The sequence below is a fragment of the Embleya sp. NBC_00888 genome, from assembly GCF_045207655.1.
In the GTDB taxonomy this organism is placed as follows: domain Bacteria; phylum Actinomycetota; class Actinomycetes; order Streptomycetales; family Streptomycetaceae; genus Embleya.
On the sequence record NZ_CP108787.1, the window covers coordinates 1 to 17725 of the forward strand.

Consider the following 17725-nt stretch of genomic DNA (forward strand, 5'->3'; position numbering starts at 1 on the left):
TGCGGACCCGGCCCGAGTACTCGGACTACCGGGTCTGCTTTTTTGTCGGGCCCGGCCGGGTGGCCGGGCCCGTTGCGTGCTCGGCGGTTCACATCGCGGTGGGTGGCGCGGCGTCGGGGAGGTGGTCGGGCCACCAGTTCCACATGAATTTCTTCGTGGGTGTCCGGAGGACGTTGTGGTACGCGGTGTATGCCAAGAGGTCGGCGATCTGTACGGGCTGGTTCGTGTCGGATCCGGAGAAGAACGGGTCTTCGACGATGTGCCGTGTGGTCAGCTTTAAGGCCCGGTGTTGCCGGCGGTAGGTGGGGTCGGTGCCGTTTCCGTCCATGACGATCATGCCGTGGTCGCCGGCGGTGCCGAGGCGGCGGTCGAGGTGGTGGACGAGTTGTCCGTACAGGTCGGCGCGTTCGGCGTGGTAGGCGGCGCCCGGCTTGTCGGTGTGCCGGTGGACGGCGCCCACCTGGGTGCCGGGCAGCGACGCGATCGTGTCGAGGGCGGCTCGGGCAACGCGGGCACGGTGGGCCTTGTGCCGGTTCCAGTCCGGGAAGCGCGAGGGGTCGCCGGCGCCGCGGATGAACTTGGTGGCGTGCAGTTCGTGGGCGGTCGGGATGCCGTCGGTGCGGTCCAGGTCCTTGCGGAAGGACAGCCATCGGCCGAGTGCGGCGTTCCAGTGGGGGAACTCGACTTCGATCCAGGCGTAGACGATCACGCCGGTGTCCACGCTGCCGGAGTCGTCGATGTAGATGAGCTTCGTCTTGTTCATGATCGCGGTCCTTCGGGTCGGGTGCTGCCGCTCGGGAGTTCCGTTCGGAACGGCGGTTCGCATCCGAATTTCAGCTGAAGGGTGTGCGTTAGTTGTAATCCTCGGTGTCACACGCACTTGTAGGGCGCCAGAAGTCGGCGGGGTGGTGCTGGAAGGCGTCGCGCCACGACTGCTCCATCGACTGCTGCAGTACGCGGTTGCAGGTCCGGTGCGCCCAGCCGGCCAGCCACCGCACGATGGCGGCGTCGGTGCCCGCGAGGACCTCGTCGGCCACCGACCGTCCCGGCCACGTCCAGGTGGCCGCGACGGCTGTGAACGTCACCCCGGGGAGTTGGTCGGCGGCCTTCTTGAACAACACCGGCTTGTTCCTGACCTCCTGCAGGTACTCGCGCAGGGCCTCCTCCGCGACCATGTCGATGATCGCGGTCATCGCGGCCTGGTTTACCTCACGGGCCTCGAGTCGGGCCTCGCGCAGTCGGTCCGAGTCGATCAACCCGAAGCCGAGCGCCCGGTCCGCCGGCAGGCGCAGGACGGCGTGCGGGTGGTGCTCGAGGATGGAGTCGGGATTCCAGTCGACGAGCATGGCTTCGACGAAGCCGCTGATCCGCTGGGGTCCCAGCCTTTGTGCCGCGTGCACGAGCGGCTCGATGCCGGGCACCGGTGTCCACTCGCCGGGTGTGTCGGGGGCGCCTTGAAGCGGCCAGAGCATGGGTGTGTCGTCGATGGGGAATGCCAGCAGCCGCCCTTGGGCCACCCACCGGGCGAAGCGCTCGGGAATCTGCGTCGTCGTACCGGGGAGGGCGCGCCAGCCGCGGGGAAGCCGGATGGGCCAACCCGGCGGCTTCACGAGGTGTTCGACGAGCTCGGTCCCCGCGTCGGCCCCGGCGTGGGGGGTGAGGAGCCAGTGCTCGAAGTCCTGCAGTTCGACCCGGCGTTCGGCCCGCCACACGGCCGCCCCGCCGCGACCGGACCAGTCCCAGCTGGTGACGCCCTGCATGTACGGTTCGAGGTTTTCGGCCCCGAAGCACAGGTCGGAGCGCAGGTCGCCCCATCGCCCGTCCTTGTCCTGGTCGTAGAGCATCTGCTCGTGGGCGCCTGCGTCGGGGCCGCGCAGGAGTTCGCGGGCGAGGTTGGCGGCCACGCGGAAGCGGGCGGACGAGTGCCAGGACACCTCCTCGTCCAGTGCCCTGGCGACGCGAAGCAGGCGTTCTCGTGTCGCCGGATCCGATGGCAGGGACGGCCCGTCGTACGCGTCGGAGGGGTACAGCAGTTCCTGCGCGGCCTCGTGGACGGCTCGCTCGGGGGCGGTGCTCGTGGCGGCGGCGGCCAGATGCCACAGCCCGACCGCCGAGGCGTGCCGCAGCAAGGGCGTCAGGCCGTCCAGAAACTCGTCGGAGAACGGTTCCTCGACCGCGATGGCGGTCAGCATCGCGTCGGTCAGCAACCGGGCCTGGTAGTCGTGGTGCCCACGGGGGTGCTGTCCCGGCAGGCGCAGCGCCACCTCCCGGGCCCGTTCCACCGTCCCGGGGACCAGGCGCAGGCGCAGCGGTCGTGCCGTCGTCGGCTCTCCTCGCCACAGCGGGGTGGCCGGGTACTTGAGCACGGTTGCGATGTGGGTGAGGCGGGCTCGGGGTTCCCGGTTGTGTTGTCGGGTGATGTGTTCGTCGAGGAGTCGGCGCACGGCTTCATCCCGTGAGACGCCGCGGCGGGCCGCCACGGTGGTCAGGGCGCTGAGGGCGCACAGGGGGAGCCGAACGTTGGTCTCCTTGTGGCCGGGCATGGCGGGGCTCCTCGGTGGGGGCGTCGGCTCCCGGGGGTTCGGCGCGAAGTCCGGGGCTGTGCGGTGTCTGGGCTCTCGCGGCTCGCGTCGGACGCCGGTCCCTTGACCTGCCGGTCCGTTCGCGGTCTCACGATATGTCGGATGCTCGGCGTCTTGGCTCCGTGTCGGTAATCGACGGCGCCGCCGACCGGTGGCGACGGCGCGGCCCGCGTAGCCCGTCGCGCCGAACCCGTGTGATTCTCACCGCAGATCAACGTTCGGTGAATCGGCGATCGGCGTTGGACGATGGCGAAGCCCGCGCGAACTGCGGGCCCGGGACCCGGCCTGTGGGAGATGCCGAACGCGGCCCTCACTAGGTGCGGGCGGAGCGCCTGCCGATGGCATGGGTGCGACCGGCCGACGGCGGTTCACCGGGGCTCGTCGCTCCACGGCAGGGGGCGGGTCTGCTCCAGCAGCAGTTCCACCTGCTCCACCACTTTCTGCGACACGGCGGGGAGGAGATGAGGGGGCGAACCTCGGTCCCGTTCCGCCCGCATGGCGGCGACAACCCGCTCCTTTTCCCGCAGACTCCGGAGCGCCGCCAACGACCTCTGGGTTTCGAGCATCGACGCTGTGAACGAGCCGGGCAGGTCGCCCGGGTCGACCGCCGGCCCCTGGTGGCCCTGCCGGTCCGGAGCGCCGGCGTCGGCCACGGTCTCGGCCGGGCCTCCCCGGTCCGGCCCGAGCGTCACTGCCGGGGGGTGCGTACCGGCGGATGGACCGCTCGCCACGGCGACCGGAACGGGCCCGTGCCAGCTGTGGTCCTTGGCGAGCATGCGCACGGCCTCCTCGCGTCCGGCCTGGTCGAGCTTGGCGGGCAACCGCCCCGCGTCGGCCGCAGCCTTCACGCGCTGTAGGGCCTTCTGGTAGCCGCAGCCGGTCGAGCGGTTCAGCGCGCGGGCGATCCGCTCTTGATTGGTGGTGTTGCGAGAGGACGGGGCCATCGCTTCTCCTTCGTCGCGCCCTGACGTTGCGGTTCGTCCCACCACGAGCATGGCCAGGGTGCGCGATTCGGGGCACGGCACCGGTCGTCGCTCGCACCCGCGCGGCAGCACGGTTCACCGGCTTCCGGGGGTGGGCCCGGTCGGCGCGCACAGGCGAGATGCGCTGCGTCGACAATAGCGGCCGCTACCGACACAACAGTCCTGTGTGCCGACGCACGATAGGTGTCACCGTCGCGGCCGGTCGAACTGCGGCTGAACGCGAAACGAAGCAGGACGGTTGTCACCAACGAGGCAGCGTTGTTGTCACCGACGCCGAGTTCGCAGGCTTGTTGTCACCACCTGCGGTCGCCGTCAGAGCTCTGGCCCGCCTCGTCGACGGCGCGGGTGATCATCGAGGGGAAGTAGGAGTAGTCCCGGCCGGCGTAGCCCTGGCCCTGGGTCGAGGTCGTCGTGGCCCGGGACGGCGACGGCCTCGTGCCGCGACGCGATGCGAGCCCAGTCCCGGGAGCGGGGACGCCGGGGGTCTCCCGAGTGGGCGCCGGGGCCTCCTCGGCCGGGGAAGTCCCGGGCGTGGTGGCAGTGTTTGCGGGCGGCGCTTAGGCGGTGTTCGCATCCGACGCGGCAGCGGTGCCGGGACGCGTCACCTCCGGCCAGGCACACACCGCGGTCGCGCTCGAGGCCGGGACGGCGGCGGGCGTGGTGTCCGACGTCGCGTACCGGGGGGATCGTCCGGTGCGGTGGCGGGCACGAGTTGCGGTGGGTGGGGTACACCAGCTGGTACGCGAGAACGGCCAGGTTCTGCCGCAGCGCGAGCGGGATGTCGGCCCATACCGGGTCCTCCACGTCCGGCGACACCAGGCCTTGGGCCGCGCCCGAGGCGACCGGGACCGGCACGGCCGACGCGGTGGATGTTGCGCCGTCGACCGGGCGGCCGAGGCCGAGTCCTCGGGGCATGGCGGCGAGTGCGTCGTACAGCGTGTCGGCGGCGTCGGCGACCGGGCGGGGGCCGGCCACGGTCACGGCGGCGGACGCGGCGCCGAACCGTGTCCAGGCGTCGTGTGCCTCGTCGAGCGCCGCCTGCCACTGCGTGGGGGTGTCGGCGTCCCGGCGGAATTGATCCGTCAGCCTCCACAGCGCCGTGGACAGGTGTTGCGAGGCGTCGATGCACGCGTGGTAGGCGTCGCGCCGAAGGTCGTCCCGCCGGCTCTCCCGATCGGCGCGTTGTTGCTCACGCAGGTGGCGTCCTTGGCCGAGTACGGTCGGCCATCCACCTCCCAGGCCCGCGATCGCGCCGATGGCGGCGCCGAGTATCGCGGCCTCGCTCCCGTCCATACGAAGCGATCAGAGCCGACGACTCACTCCGGCGCAAGAGGGTGCGGCCGCCCTGGTCGCGGTCGGCGAAAGTGGCCTGTACCCGGCGCGCCAACCGCCTGTGGCGAACGAATGCGTCCGGTTCGGTGAACGGCGCGCGCCGGGAAAGGTGTCGGTGGCAGGGTGGGCGGGCGGCCTTCGTGGGGTCCTCATATCCGCCTCGCGGCGTGGTGTGCGGGCTGTGCCCCGTGACGGCGGTGAACCGGTCGGCCTCGACGGCGCGTGCGCGCGCGGTCGAGGCCGTACCCATCGCGACACCGCCAACCGTCGAGGACACCATGGCCCCAGCCATGCGAAGGCCTCGCCGAGACGGTGGTTTGTCCCCGGGCCTGCCCGCCCCCGCGGCGGCGCAGCGGGGTCGGGTGGGGTGGTGTAGCGGCCGTTTCCGGTTTTGCGGTTCGGTGGGCCAAGTCGATGCCACGATGGTTGGTATGCGGCGACGATTACGACAAGTGGTGCGTGGCGGAGCGGTTTCCGCCGATCCGGCGGCCTGTCCTGTCGTGAACGATTCCGGGCGGGGCGCCGAGCCGGGCCCGGGCGGGGCGGCGTCGGGTGGTGGTGGCGGTCGATTCCGGCGCCGGCTCCGGTGGGTGTTCCGTCGGGCCGGGACGACGTCTCCGCCCGCGGGCGGCCCCGTCATCGGCTGTGTCGAGGCGGGGCGGGACGCGTCGGAACGGGTTTCGGTGGGGCCGATGGATTGCGACGAGTTCGAGCGGCATCGTGCTCGCCGGGCGGTGCTCGAGGACCGGCGCACCGCGTTGTACCGGCTGTTCGACGTCGAGGGTGTCCTGTTGTACGTGGGTATCTCCGTGGATCCGAGGAAGAGGTTCCACGGGCACCGGTACGGCAACGGGCGGTCGAAGCCGAAGGAATGGTGGCCGCAGGTCGCGTCGACGCGCATCGAGTGGTTCGACTCCCGCCCGCGGGCCGAGTTCGCGGAGTCGTTCGCCGTGGTCACCGAACATCCGCGCCACAACAAGGCCAAGACCGGGGAGGCTGCCGCCCGTTGCTTCCGCCATCGTTGGCTGGAGGAACGCCTCGCCGGTGGACCCCGTCCGGGGCTCGGGGCGGGCGCGCAGGCGTGGAAGGCGTGGGACGAGGCCACCGCCGAGATCTGCGGCCACGAGGTGCCGTTCGAGTCGTGGTGGAGCCCGCACCCGCCGTGCGGCCGGCTGATGGCGGAACGCGCCGAGGTCGCGCGCGGGCACGGTCGGACGATCCCGGAGCACACCGCGTGGCCGTTGCGGGCCGAGGCACTGACACGTCTGACGCTTCATCATCACGGTCACTGTGAGCGTTGCCGGGCGCCGTACCCGTGCGCGGTGGTCCGGTCGGCCGCGGCGCGCTTCGCGAACGACCCGCAGTACGCGCTGCTGTGGGACCCGCCGGCACTGCCGTGAACGCCATGGCGGTTCGAGGCGCCGCGCCGCGACGGGCCGAGTGTCGTGCGGCGACCGACCGGGATCGGTGGTCGGGTGTTCAGGCGGGGGCAGGGGCCGGGGTGGGCAGGTGGTGGCGGCGGTCGGTGTCGGGATCGCCTTCCCAGACGTCCCGCTTCTTTCCACGCTCGACCTCGCAGCCGTGCGCAGTCGGCAGATCACCGGACCAGGCCTCGATCGGCCTCCAGGGTTGCCCAGTCCGCTCCCTGTGGCGGGACTTTCGCGTCGACCGAGGGATCGTGTCGCCGCTTCGGTGAAGCGCCTCCCGCTGGTGGGCGCCGACTATCGGGGACCGTCACGTCGACGGCATGCGTTTTCGGCCGGTTCGGCAACCACCGTCCGAGACCACGGAATGGGCGGACACGCGGGTGGACGGGGTTCTACCGTCGACGGTATGTGGGGTGGACGACGTGGCGAGGCGCCGGAGTTCGGTTTCGGGCGGCGTGGGCGGCCGTTGTGGACCGAGCGCGACCGTGACGCCGAGGACGTGCGCCGGGTGTTGCGGCGGGCGCGGTGTCGGGAGTTCTCCGATCGTCGTGGGGGCTTCGTCGTCGAGGGCGGCGCGGACGGCGGGCCGTTCGCTCTGGCGTGCGCGTCCGAGTCCCTGCCCGGCCGCGGGGAGGTCGCGCGGTACGCGGCTGCGTTGCGCGCGGCCGGGTATCACGTCGAGCCCGACGCGGACGACGACGCCTCGCTGTCGGTGTGGCGGCCGGGAACGGCGCCCGCTCCGCACCGGATCGACCGCACGCCGGCGCGCGAGTTGGTGGCACGCGTGATCCGGACCGTCACGATCCTCGGCGACCCGAACACGCCGCCGACGCAACGCTGGGACCTGGTCCGCAGCGTCAATGCCGTGAAACCGGCCCCGGTCCGCCTCACCCGGCTGTCGGCCCGCGACCGGGCGACCCTGGAAACCGCGCTGCACGACCTGGCCGTCGCGCACGACAGGGAGCTGTCGGCCCACACCCTGGTCATCGTCGAACTCCTCGACCGCCTCGCCCGGGCCACCGACAGGCCCCGCGACGAAGTGCTCCAGGACGTGGCGCTCGCCTTGGAACAGGCCCTGCCGCCCGAACCGGACCACGGCACATGACCTTCCGATCCCCCGCGACGCCGGCGGCACGCGACCGCGGGACCGACGGCGGCGCCGAACTCGATCGGCGACCGCGCTCGCCAGGGCCGCTATGGTCCCGGCCGATCCGATCCTTCGAAGGGGGGTCCGTGTGGGTGCGCCCGTCCCGCCCGAGCGTGCGGAGGCCGCGATGCGGGCCGTCGGCTGGGCACCGCTGGAACCGTATCCCGGAGCGCTGCGCCCGTGGCGGTGCGTGTGCACGGAGTGCGGCACCGAGGGCTCGCCCCGGTACGCGCACCTGAAATCGCGCGGCCGCGCCTGCCGGGTCTGCTCCAAGGCGCGTGTCGCGGCGCGGCTGCTCGATGCGGAACACCCGCGCGCGGAGGCGGACATGCGCGCGGCCGGGTTCGAGCCGCTGGAGCCCTACCCCGGCGCGCACCGGGCCTGGCGCAGCAGGCACGCCTCGTGTGGGCGGGTGGTGGCGGTACGGCTCGTCCAGGTGCGGATCGCGGGTCGGGGGTGCCCGGTGTGTTCCGGCGGCGTGGCGATCGATTCCGAGGGGGCGGCGGCGTTCATGCGCGGCCGGGGTCTGGAGCCGTTGGAGTCCTATCCGGGGGCGGGCGCACCGTGGCGGTGCCTGTGCCTGGCCTGTGGTCTGGTGGGCGCGCCCGCGTACGGCTCGGTGCGTGCGGGAGGCACGGGGTGTGTCCGGTGCGGGAAGTCCCGGGCGGTGGAGGCCCGGCGGGCGGGGTTCGCCGAGCGGGCGGTCGCGGACATGCGCGCGATGGGTCTCGAACCGCTGGAGCCCTACCGATCCTCGACGTCTCGATGGAAGTGCCGGCACCGGCCGTGCCGCCGCGTCGTGTTCCCGACCCATCACATGGCCAGGATCGGGCTGCGGGTCTGCCGGCAGTGTTCGGGCAACGCCCATGTGGAGCCCGCCGAGGCCCACGCGCGCATGGTGGCGCGCGGGCAGCTGCCGTTGGAGCCCTATCCGGGACGTGTCCGGGCGCCGTGGCGGGTGCGGTGCGTCGGGTGCGGCGCGGAATACCGCAAGGCGCTGCGCGGGAGCGGGGGTTGTCGCCGATGTCGCCCGTTCGGCTTCGACCACGGGCTGCCCGCGCTGGTGTACGTGCTCCATCATCCCGGCCTGAACGCGGTCAAGGTCGGCATCACCAACCCGGGCACCACCCGCCTGGCGACCTTTCGTCGCGCGGGGTGGAGCGTGGTGTCCAGCGTGGAGTTCGCGTACGGAGCCGACGCCTTCGACGTCGAACAACAGGTGTTGTACCGGCTGCGCAACGAGCTGCGGGTCCCCGCGTTCGTGACGGCCGACCGGATGCCGTACGGCGGCGCCACCGAGACCGCCTGCGCCGACCTGGTCGACCCCGCGACGCTGTGGGCCCTGGTCCGCGAGGAACATGCCCTCGTCCACGCGGAACCCGGCTGAGGACCCGTCGGCACCGGTGCGGGCGGCACCGGCACGTGGTTGCAACGGCCTCCGCACGGAAGGACAGGCACGGAGCTGCCCTGCAGGCGCGTTCACGCAATCGGCGCTCCCCGATGCCGGGTTCTCGGGCTTTTCGCCGCTCGGTGACGGGGGTGGCGCCTATCGTGTGGCTCTCGATGACGGCTCGGGGCGTCGTACGGGCCACGCCCCCGCCGCGCGTTTCGTCGTCTCCCCGATGCCAGGGCCGCCGTTCGCGCGTCGACGGCGGCCCGCACGGCCCGCCGATGTTCCGATCGGACGAACGGTGCGCAGCGTTCGACGCGTGAGTCGCTTCGGTCGCTCCCGTGTCCACGAACCCGGCTCCGTCGTCGCCCCCATGCCCTCGACGCGCGGTCGAACGAGCACTCGACGACGGGGCGGGGCAATCCGCGGCCGGACGCGGCCGTCAGGCGCTCGGGGCCGAACACGCCGACAGGCGAAGGGGCTCGGCGCGGTGCGGCGGGTTCCGGGCCGCGGCGCGGCGCCCGGGCGCTACGGTCGATGCGCCGCCGTGGAGCGGCTGTTCGTCGTGTTCACCGGTGGACAGCGGGACGCTCTCGACCGGCTATCGGCACCGGCGCGGCGTCGCGCCCGGCGCCGGGTCGCACCCTGATTCCTCTCCCGGGCAGTGGATTCGGTACTCGCGCCGCCGCCGGACACCCGTGGGGGCCAATGCCGCACTCGCCCCACGCGGTGCTGGTTCCGTGTCCGCCGGCATCGCCTGGGCCACCGACATCGGCCGCCCCGTCGCGCCGGTGTCGCCAGGCGTGCTCGGTCGTCGGGAAGGGGTCGCCGGTGGGACGACCGCGTCGTCCGGGCGTGCGCACCGTCGTCTCGTTCGGCCCCGTCGGGTGTAGGTCTGCCTGTTGTTCCTCCCCTACTGCCGTCCCCATAGGGGTGTCCCTGCGAACGGGCAGGTCACGGCGGATGTCGGCGCTTCACGTCCGGTCCGATTAAGGGGGGTTGGGCGGGTGCCGGGTGATGTGTCGGGAGGGTGTGGCGATTCGAGGAGGGGTGAGGCGGGCGGGAGACGAGACGGCGGGTGGAGGAGCGGGCAGGCAGGCCGGCCGGTGATGGGCGGAGGGGCTTGGTGGGGGTGGGTGGAGGTGAGGGTGTTCGGGAGGTGTGACGGGTCCGTCGGTGGTCCGTGCGTGGCGTGGTGCCGCGGGGCCCTTCCCGGGGCGGGTCGGCGGGGCCCGCCGGGCGGGTGCCGGGTTCGGTCGTGCCGCCGTCGGAAGGTCGTCGCGCTCCCGACGGCGGCGTGTGGGTGGCGGCCCGGGTCTATGTCAGGGGCCGGTACCGGCGGCGGGTGGTCTGGCCCTGACGGTTCGTGGTGCGGGTGTCGACGACGCCGGCGCCGTCGATGACGACCAGTTCGGTGGCCGCGTCCGCTGTGCGGGCGACGTCTCGGCCTTTCATGCTCGATGTCCGCGCGGTCGGGTCCTCGGTGCCGTGCGCGTCCACCGTGTGCTCCGCGTAGTGACCGTCCGGTCGGAAGGCGGGGTGGTCGGCGAGTCCTGTGTCGGTGTCGTCCGGGAGGACGTCGACGGGGACGTATCGGGCCGCCTGGGTCCCACGCCCCCACGCGATGTACACGGTCCCGTCTTTCACGGTCGCGCCGCCGTGGGGCCGGCGTCTCATCAGGTCTTCGATGAGGCCGGCGACTTCGCGGCCGGTGAGGATGTCGGGTTCGCTGTGTCGTGTGCGTTTCCAGGTCCCTCCGCCGGCCGGGTCGATGCGGTAGTGGGGTTGTTCGCGGATCGCGGTCAGGCCGTGGTCGAGGGTGATCGCGACGCCGGGCATGTAGTCGCCGGTGTCGCCGCCGACCACGGTCGTCCGGTCGGAGGGGCGCAGGAGCACCTGTGTCCCGTCGTGTTCGAATGCCACCGTTCCGCCGGGCAGGGCCCACACACGGTGTCCTTGTTCGAGGACGCGAGCGAGTTCGGCGTGGACGTGGGCGCGGGTGAATCGTGTGGCGCTCTCGGGTTTGTCGGTGAACGCGCCGGCGGGTACGTCGTATACGAGGCGGGCGCGGACCGTGTCGACGTCGTGGATGGGCAGGCGTGTGCCGTCGCCGCCGTTGGTCCAGCCTCTGGGGCCGCAGGTGACGGTGACGTGGGCGGTGTCGGGGTCGGTGCCGACTCCGGCGGTGGCCTTGGCCGTCCAGCCGTGGGGGCTGCGGTCCAGGTGTCGGGCGATGGCCTGGGCCCGGCGCAGGGGGTGGGTCAGGTGTTCGCCGCGCACGATCGTGCTGACGAGTCGGTCGCCGGTGAGGCGGTGTCGGGTGCCGTGGGGGTAGGGGAATCCGAGTTGGTCCAGGTGGATCGCGAGGAGGTCGGCGACGCTTCGGGCGCTTTCGGGCATGGTGGGGGTTCTCCTGGTATTCGCGGGGGTTTTCCCGGTCGCGGATTTGTTTCGGGGTCGCGGTTCGGGTCGTGATGCCGTGCGTGCGACGCGGGAGGCGAACCCGCTCGCGGTCGTGGGTGGCGATCGCGTCCCCGTTGGTGTCGGTCGGACGGCTGTTCAGGTGGTGGAATCGGGTCGGACTCGGCCGAGTTCGTCACCGACGTCGAGGCCGGTCGCGAATGCCGCCGCGAGCATTCCGTGGAGTGTCTCGACGGGGTTCGCACTCGTGGCGACCCGGTGGAACAGGTCGTGCGGCAGGTGCTTGAGGTACATCTGCGCGACCTTGCGCAGGTCGTCCGCGTCGAGCCGGCCGCCGGCGTGTGCGGTACGGGTCCGGGACGTCTGCGCGGTGCCTCGGGCGTGGGTGATCTCCAGGGCGGTGGTGACGAGGCGGTCGCCCGGATCGAGCCGGTACGAAGGCACGTGGGTCATGGGTTGTCCGGGGTCTGGTCGAGGGGCGACGAGTCGGCATACGCGTGGCGAACGACGGCTCGCGGCGGGTGGATGTGTCCGACCAGCGTAGGAACGTCCCGGGGCGCGCCCCGGCCGCCGACACCCCACCCCAGGACCGGCCGGAACCGGGAAGGGGGCCGAAACGCACCGGGCACGACTCTCGGCCGCCGTCGGGACTCGGCGCGGCCGGCGCGCCGAGTCCCGATCGGTTCACGTCACGGCGTGATGAGCAGATCCGGGCACTGCGGGTCCAACTCGCCCACCGCACCGGCGATCATCCGTTCCATGGCGTCCGCAGGGGTCAAGGGCGCCTGCGTGAGGAGCACCCGTGCGCCGAAGGGCACGGGCAGCGGCCCGGATCCTTCGAGTTCCGGTCGGAGGTGGGTCATCGTCCGGTCCGGGCGGAGCACGAACAGCCCGCATCCGGGCGTGGCGGCGGCGATGACCGAGCACTCGCCGCCTTCGGGGCAGCCGAAGACGGCCACGATGGCGGACTCCGCCCTTCCCATGGGGGAGTGCTCTGCGTGGGGGTCCGTCAACCTGCCCAGGACGCCGCCGACGCCGTGGGCGGCCACGAATCGCACCGTACGGACGGCGGCGTCGTGGCCGAGCCATCCGTTCCCGGGTTCCGGCGCGGTCAGCGACACGACGACCCGGCCCCACCCGGTGGAGTGGTGCCCGAACCTGATGTCCGCGTGACGGTAGCGGGACTGGTCGCTCATGAAGTGCCTTTCGCGTGGGGGCTGTTCGGGCCGCGAACCGGCCTGCCCCATCAGTTTCGGGCAGCCCCGGGCCCCGAGCCGCCGGCCGGCGCCCACCCCCGGACCGGCCGCACCGGGGAGGGGTCGACGCGGAGACGACCCGGCCCGGTCTCGCCGAGTCGCGCGCCGGTCCGATCCGCCGCAACGGACCGGACGCGCGGGGCGCGAGCCGGGGACCCACGCCGACGCTCACGAACTGCGCCGGGACCGCCGACGGGGGTCGGGACGCGCACCGCGCGTACCCGACCCCTGTCGCCTCACGGCGGCGGTGCGCTCAACCGGGGGCGTCGGTGGGGTTGTAGGGATGGCGGAATCGCTCCGGGATCAGGTTCGCGGGCGTGTCGGGCGCGGGGGCGTCGGGGTCGCCGCTCCCGGACTGGTGCCACAGGTACAGGGCGAGTTCGTCGGTGGCCGCGTCCCGGGCCGCCCGCCCCTGGTACGCGTCCACGCGGACGTCGCCCTCGGTGTACACGGCAAGCCCGAAGTACTTGTTCCCGATGTCGTCGTCGTGGTGCGCAACGATGACGTACGGCCAGTCCCCCAGGTCCCATCCCTCCGATCCCCAGAGCGCGACGGCATGCCACAGGGGCTTGATCGCGCCCGTCCACGCCCAGCCGTCGCTCTCGTGGTCGTCCTCCGGGACCCAGGGCAGGCAATCGACCGGCACTCGGCCGTCCGGGCCGGCGGGAAACGGATCATCGCTCTCCGACTCCGACAGGGGCCCCGGCTCGGGCATGGACTCGGGCATCGACTCGGGCATGGAATCGGGCATCAAGGATGTCTCCTCACGGGTGGTGAACGGATCATGCGGCGCCCACCAACGTAGGAGCGTTGCGGGACCCGCCGAACCTCGCCGACACCCACCCCCGAACCGGCGGCAACCGGGAAGAGGCACCCACCGGGCCGGTGACGCTCACCACAACGGACGGCGCAGGATCCGGTGCCGGAAGGCACCACGTCGATCGTGTGCCCACCGACCGAGCTCCACGTCCCGCTCGCGACGAACCACCCGCTCACCATCCGACATCGCAGGTGACGAGGCGAGGATCCGGGCCACGCGAGACCACGGCCGCGCCCGGAATTCCCCACCCCCCGCTCAGGGTTGGGACAGAGTCGCTCACCTTGAATCCCCACCCGCGGGCCGCCGACCCGGGGTCGGACACCATGCCCGTGGGAGCCACCCGACAACCCGAGCTTCCAGCGGGCCGGGTCGAACTGCCCCGGGGTGGCGTGGCCATCGCGCCGGCGACGCCGAAGGCACTCGTGACCGGCCGGCACGGCACGGCCCCGGCCCTCGACTGTCGGTTGGCTCCCGATCCTTGCCGAGCGTTCCGGCAAGTGGCGAACGAAGAGCATGCCCGGCCGTTTCGGGGCTGTGCCCTCTATGTCGTGACGGCAACGCACAGTTCCGCCTGGCGGTGCGGTCGGTGCGCCAGGACCGGCCGGGGTCGAGGAACACCTCGCAGGGGGGCGCGCTTGAATAGGCGCAGCAGTGAGTGCGAGCGAGGCGGATCGATCCGGGGTGAAGCGCGCTGCCGGGCCGGGGAGCCCCAGGCTGTGACGAACGCGTTCCGCGGGAGCGCCCGAGGTTGCCGAGGTGCAGGTGCCGGATTTTGAAGCGGAGGTGCGGCGCCTGCTCGGTCTCGGGGTGGCCGGCCCCGAGGATCCCGCCTGGGGGCGCTTGGAGGCGCCGCTGGGCACCGCTTTCCCTGACGACTACAAACGTTTCGTCGACTCGGTGCCACCGTGCCTGGTGAACGGCAAGCTCTACATCCTGCGGCCGGGTGTGCGGCGTTGGGGGCTCGACGCCTGGGTCGTCGAAACCACCGAGGCCTTCAGGAACGCCGAATGGGCCGACCTGCCCGAGCCGATCTTCGCCGGGCCCACGGGTCTGATTCCCTGTCTGTCGAGCGACGAGGGGCACGTGGTGTTCGTCCGTCGGGACTCGTCCGAGGTCGTCGTGCACGTCGGAGACGGCGACTGCCCGGGCTACGCCATGGGCTTCTCCGAATGGATGTACCGGTTCCTCACGTGCGAGGACATGCTGGGCGAGGACACCGCCTACGACTACTCCCACGGGGTGGCCGCCGGTTTGCCCGGGACGCCGTTCATCGAGCGGCTCCCGTAGTCGCCGTTCGGAGGTCGAGGTAATTCTCGACGGGCCGTCGCACGGCGGTGGTGGTGCGGGTGAGGTGGGGGCCGGGCTGTCGACAGCGAACAGGGTGCGGTCGCGGCCCGGTACCGGGCTGTCGACCGCAAGCAGGCGGGGCCCGGTGCCTGGTGGGTGCGGTCGAGAGGAGAGCCTCGATTGTCGGGGCGCAGGGCGTGGACGGTCTCTGCGAGGCGATCGACGGGTCGGCCGCCGACTTTTCGTATCCGGCGCAACGCGGGACGGCTTCCCGCGGCGGCGCAGCAGGCGACGCCGATGGGTGTCGCGAGGTCGACCGGTTGTGCGGCGGTGAAGGCCGGGAGCAGCGGTTGGTCGATCGCGGTTCCGACGGTGCCGGCTTCCGTTCCCCCGCCGGGTGGGCCTCGCGGTCGGCCCGGTCGGACGTGCTGTTCGTGGGAGAGCTTTCGCGCAACGGTCTCGCTCCGGCCGAGAGTTCGCGGTCGAGGAAGCGGCGCAGCGGGGTGCAGGGGCGGTCCGGTGCGGGGGGCGAGCTTGTGTCGGCCGCCCGTGGGGGTGCGTGTGGGGATGTGTTCACCGGGTCGGAGGTGTCTCGTGGTGGGGCTCGGAGGTGTCTCGTGGTGGGGCTCGGAGGTGTCTCGTGGTGGGGCTCGGAGGTGTCTCGTGGTGGGGCGATGCGTGCGGTCCGTCGCGGCCGGGCGGACGATGCGACGCGTCGGTCGTTCGCCGGCTCGCCGGGCGTTGTCGGTGGGGGTCGGTAGCGTCACGACACGGTCGTCGGGGCTTGCCCTCCCAATCGGGTCCGACGGCCGGGATCGGCCCGCCGGCTTCTCCCCCCCTGCCGGCGGGCCGGATCGGCGTATCGGGCGCGGCCCGCACGGGGGTTCGGCCGCGTTCGGTACCCCCAAGGGGGCACACGAGCCGGGTCCGCCTCGCCCGTGGCGCTCGTGCGGGAACTGCGGGTGGCACCGTTCGGGCGGAGCCGCCCGCCTGGCCGATTTCCCCTTGGAGAAGCCGACGGGCCGCCCTCGCGGGAGGGTGCCGCATCGGCGAAGCCGCCCTCGGCGGGCCCTGCTTCCCGGGAAAGCGCACCGGGCCCCGTTTGTGCGACGCGGTTCGCGACACCACGTACTCCACCGACCGCCGTCCGCTTCGGGTGTGCCGTGTTCGATTGCCGCCTCGCCGCCGTCGGCCGCCACACGGTGACGTCGACCGGCTTCCCGGGAGGTGAGGAACGGGGCCGTCGATCGCCCTGGGATACGGGAGCCGTACCCGTCCGCGGCGCGGTTCTGACGTTTGTTCGACCGATGGCGTCAGTCGAACGGCTCGGCGCGGTCTGGAGGGGGGTCGATCCTCCGGGATCCGTGAACGGCGTCTCGTCTCGCCCGGACGACCGTGTCCGTCGAGCCGAACGCGCGCATCCGCGGCGTGCTTTCGGTCGTGGCGGCGCGTTGCTTCGCGAACGCGGTAGGCACGGTCGGCAGGCGGCTGTGCGGACGGGCCGGGAGCGTCGTCCCGGGACAACCTCCGCAGGTCGCCCGCGCCGCGGCCCGCACATGCGGGTCGTCGCGGGACGAAGGCGCGTCGGCGACCACCGACTCACGGCCGCAGTCGGCGACCTGTCGCGTGGCGAGCCGCGGCGGATCCGAGAAGGCGTCGCCGTGGACGCGGCGTCGACTCGCGTCCTGGAACGGCCACCGCGCACGTCGACGGGGGCCGAGGCGGGGTGGGGCGGGCCCGAGGTTGTTGTGGCGTGTGGACACCGCGATCCGCGGCCGGGTGACGCGAGAGCGTCCCTTTCGCGGTCGCACCGAGGTCATGCCTCCGGATGCTCGCCGGCATCCGACGCGTCCGTGAAGTCCGCCGCGGGCTGGAGCCAGTCTCCGTCCGGGCGGGCCAGGAGCCTGGCGTTGCTGTAGGCCATGCCCATGGTGAGCACGGTGTTCCCGCGGTAGTGCTCGCCGTGGCGGGAGACGACGAGCGCCAGGTCCACGGTGTGGGGGGTGGGTGAGCGAGAGCGGCAGGAGGAGTTGCACCTCGTCGGCTTTGGGGTACCACATCGGGACGGCGGCCTTGTAGTTGCGTTTTACGCGCTGGGTGGCGCGCTTCACGGCGGCTTCCAGGCGCAGTTCCAGCCCGTAGGGGTCCGATTGCAGGGTTCGCGGGAACCTGTCGAGGTTGTCCTGCATGACGTGGCGCACGTTCACCTTCAGTTCCCGGGTCCAGTCGTAGTGGTAGACGGCGGGGTCGTCGGTGAACGTGGCGGGTTCCGGTGGGGTGGGGAAGTTCTGCAGGAAGTCGCGGTCGCTGCCCACGCGCCAGCCGCGGAGGTACCAGGGCTGGCGGCCTTCGTTGCGGTTGGGTTCGAAGAGCCCGTAGATGTCCTCCTGTTCCTTGGTGGCCAGGCCGGTGTTGAACGTGCTGTGGCGTTCGTCGGGGGCGGTGAGGACCTTGCCCTGGAGGTGGGCGCGCTCGAAGGTCCACTCGACGTAGTTGCGCAGGATCCGCTGTTCGCCGGAGAAGTTCGGGTCGCGGCCGTCCCAGTCCTCGTCCTCGGCGAGTTCCGCGAGTCTGTCGAAGGCGTCCGGATCGCCCTCGTGGGCGCGGCGCTGGGCGGCGGAGCGGATCCGCCCCATGTGGGCATGGGTATAGAGGGCGCGGTCCTGTGTCTTGGGCCGGCCGCCGACCGTGGGGTGGGGCGTGCCGTTGGATGCGAGGCCCTGTTTGAAAGCCGCGAGGTCGGCGGGTGTGGCGGAGGGGCGTCCGTCGGACATCGGGAGGTCTCGCTCTCGGGGTGTCGGGGCGTCGTGCTCAGCATTGGGGTGGCGGGGGCGGAGTTGGTCCCGTGACCGACCTCGCGGATGCGTGCGTGTCGGCTGTTCGTCACCCGAGGAGGTGACCGTGCCGAACGCGCCACGTCGGTCGGAGGTCCCCGGCGGCCCTCGGATCGCGACCGCCCTCACATCATGGGTCTCCGACGCCGGGGACCGAGGACGAACGGGGAATCGCATCGCTGCCGATGTACGCCCCGCGCGTACGGGCCTGTTCAGGAACGCTGTACGTGCTCGAGGTCGGCCATG

General features: G+C 72.3%; 13 protein-coding genes and 1 pseudogene. 4 read left to right on the forward strand and 10 right to left on the reverse strand.

The annotated features are described in order from the left end of the window. Positions 1-88 precede the first annotated feature (88 nt). The 4 genes from OG948_RS60405 to OG948_RS60420 all read right to left on the reverse strand — a co-directional run bounded on the left by OG948_RS60405 (position 89) and on the right by OG948_RS60420 (position 4858). On the reverse strand, positions 89-763 hold the full coding sequence (locus OG948_RS60405) for a DUF3800 domain-containing protein (RefSeq protein WP_331733136.1): 675 nt from the start codon (positions 761-763) through the stop codon (positions 89-91). 88 nt (positions 764-851) lie between these two features. Then, complete coding sequence (locus tag OG948_RS60410) at positions 852-2543, reverse strand: CopG family transcriptional regulator (protein ID WP_331733139.1); 1692 nt, start codon at positions 2541-2543, stop codon at positions 852-854. A 407-nt stretch (positions 2544-2950) separates the two neighbouring features. Next, positions 2951-3526 (reverse strand): hypothetical protein, encoded by a 576-nt coding sequence (locus OG948_RS60415; RefSeq protein ID WP_406300994.1) that lies wholly within the window; start codon positions 3524-3526, stop codon positions 2951-2953. A gap of 351 nt (positions 3527-3877) precedes the next feature. Then, complete coding sequence (locus OG948_RS60420) at positions 3878-4858, reverse strand: hypothetical protein (RefSeq protein ID WP_331733144.1); 981 nt, start codon at positions 4856-4858, stop codon at positions 3878-3880. A 731-nt stretch (positions 4859-5589) separates the two neighbouring features. Between OG948_RS60420 and OG948_RS60425 the strand changes: the two genes are divergently transcribed. The 3 genes from OG948_RS60425 (at position 5590) to OG948_RS60435 (ending at position 8858) form a co-directional block, all read left to right on the forward strand. Further along, the gene (locus OG948_RS60425) at positions 5590-6297 is read left to right on the forward strand and encodes a GIY-YIG nuclease family protein (RefSeq protein WP_331733147.1); all 708 of its coding nucleotides are present in this window, start codon (positions 5590-5592) and stop codon (positions 6295-6297) included. A 433-nt stretch (positions 6298-6730) separates the two neighbouring features. Further along, positions 6731-7429, forward strand: coding sequence for a hypothetical protein (locus OG948_RS60430; protein ID WP_331733150.1), 699 nt, complete (start codon positions 6731-6733; stop codon positions 7427-7429). A 130-nt stretch (positions 7430-7559) separates the two neighbouring features. Further along, positions 7560-8858 (forward strand): hypothetical protein, encoded by a 1299-nt coding sequence (locus OG948_RS60435; RefSeq protein ID WP_406300995.1) that lies wholly within the window; start codon positions 7560-7562, stop codon positions 8856-8858. A 1320-nt stretch (positions 8859-10178) separates the two neighbouring features. Here OG948_RS60435 and OG948_RS60440 read toward each other — a convergent pair. The 4 genes from OG948_RS60440 to OG948_RS60455 all read right to left on the reverse strand — a co-directional run bounded on the left by OG948_RS60440 (position 10179) and on the right by OG948_RS60455 (position 13289). Beyond that, on the reverse strand, positions 10179-11261 hold the full coding sequence (locus OG948_RS60440) for a hypothetical protein (RefSeq protein WP_331733156.1): 1083 nt from the start codon (positions 11259-11261) through the stop codon (positions 10179-10181). 159 nt (positions 11262-11420) lie between these two features. Continuing rightward, positions 11421-11735, reverse strand: coding sequence for a hypothetical protein (locus OG948_RS60445; protein WP_331733159.1), 315 nt, complete (start codon positions 11733-11735; stop codon positions 11421-11423). A 236-nt stretch (positions 11736-11971) separates the two neighbouring features. Beyond that, on the reverse strand, positions 11972-12478 hold the full coding sequence (locus OG948_RS60450; RefSeq protein WP_331733162.1) for a hypothetical protein: 507 nt from the start codon (positions 12476-12478) through the stop codon (positions 11972-11974). 313 nt (positions 12479-12791) lie between these two features. Further along, positions 12792-13289 (reverse strand): hypothetical protein, encoded by a 498-nt coding sequence (locus tag OG948_RS60455; protein WP_406300996.1) that lies wholly within the window; start codon positions 13287-13289, stop codon positions 12792-12794. Positions 13290-14120: 831 nt separating this feature from the next. On the opposite strand from OG948_RS60455, the gene OG948_RS60460 reads away from it, so the two are divergent. Further along, positions 14121-14645: a hypothetical protein gene (locus tag OG948_RS60460; RefSeq protein ID WP_406300997.1), complete on the forward strand. Its 525-nt coding sequence runs from the start codon at positions 14121-14123 to the stop codon at positions 14643-14645. A 1816-nt stretch (positions 14646-16461) separates the two neighbouring features. On the opposite strand, the gene OG948_RS60465 is transcribed toward OG948_RS60460, so the two are convergent. After that, complete coding sequence (locus OG948_RS60465; RefSeq protein WP_331733170.1) at positions 16462-16638, reverse strand: DUF3825 domain-containing protein; 177 nt, start codon at positions 16636-16638, stop codon at positions 16462-16464. A gap of 67 nt (positions 16639-16705) precedes the next feature. Then, positions 16706-17656: pseudogene (locus tag OG948_RS60470) on the reverse strand (DUF3825 domain-containing protein); the annotation flags it as partial. Positions 17657-17725 lie beyond the last annotated feature (69 nt).